The following is a 987-nucleotide window of genomic DNA, read 5'->3' as shown; positions in this document are numbered from 1 at the left end:
CGCGATGTCGACCGACACCGCGAGCTGCGCCGCGGTCCTCGGGCCGATGCCGGGCACGGTGAGCAGGCACGCGTAGGTCTCGTCGCCCTCGAGCAGCGCCGCCGTCTCGGCCTCGAGGGCCCCGGCCTCGTCGAGGGCCTCCGATATCCGGGCGGCCAGGAACCTGACCTGCCTGTTCTCGGCCTCGACGAGCGCCGGCGGGGGCGCGGTGGAGGCGGCCGCGGCCTCCCCGGCGGCCTCGGCCCGCGGCCCCCGGCCCCCGAGCGGGCGATCCCCCACGCCCCGCCGAACCCGGCGAGCAGCTCCAGCCACCGCCGGTCCGACAGGTCGACCGCGGCCTCGAGGGCCTCGCCGCGGCCCGGGACCCCCGACAGGGAGTCCGGCACGCCCAGGGCGGTCCGCGCGATCACCGCGGCGTCGCGCTCGTCGGTCTTGGCCTCGCCGGCGAACAGCCCGGCGGCGCGGCTGGCGGCGAGCCCGGGCAGGTGGGCGACCGCCAGCCCCGCGGCGCGGGCCCGCCTCACGGCGAGGGACCCTATGTTGCGGAACTGGTCGACGACGACGAGCGTGCCGGCGGGCGCGGAGGCGAACAGCGCGTCGAGCTCGGCCTCCCTGTTGCGGACGGGGGCGCTGGCCAGCACCTCCCCGTCGCGGTCGATCAGGCAGGCCCAGTGCGATGACTTGCCGACGTCCAGGCCGAGCACGGCCGCGGGCCTGGTGGATGGCGCTTTCACGGTGGTATCCTTCCGGTAGTCGTTCGACCGGATGGCCTCCCCCTCGGCACTCACATTACCAGCCGCGGCACCTGCCCGGCACTTTCCTATCAGCCGTCGGGGGCGGCGCGTCCCGCGCCGGCAGCACCCAACGGGCCCTCTCGGGGGCAGGGACGTTCGGCCGTGCGCGGGCGCCCGGTCGGCGGCCCGTTCTGGGCGCGCCTCAATCGTAGCCCGAGACGGTCCCGGGCTGACAATTTCGACTGTAATGGAC

At 76.3% G+C, this 987-nt stretch carries 2 pseudogenes; both read right to left on the bottom strand.

Annotation, left to right across the window (positions count from 1 at the left end):
• A pseudogene (locus tag DXD16_RS10495) lies at positions 1-279 on the bottom strand (IS110 family transposase); the annotation flags it as partial.
• A 116-nt stretch (positions 280-395) separates the two neighbouring features.
• Positions 396-641, bottom strand: a pseudogene (locus tag DXD16_RS10490) (transposase); the annotation flags it as partial.
• Positions 642-987: the final 346 nt, after the last annotated feature.

It is taken from the genome of Collinsella sp. TF11-5AC, assembly GCF_003436775.1.
Lineage (GTDB): Bacteria > Actinomycetota > Coriobacteriia > Coriobacteriales > Coriobacteriaceae > Collinsella.
The sequence above is the reverse complement of the archived record's forward strand: the minus strand, read 5'-3'. Positions and strand labels throughout refer to the sequence as shown.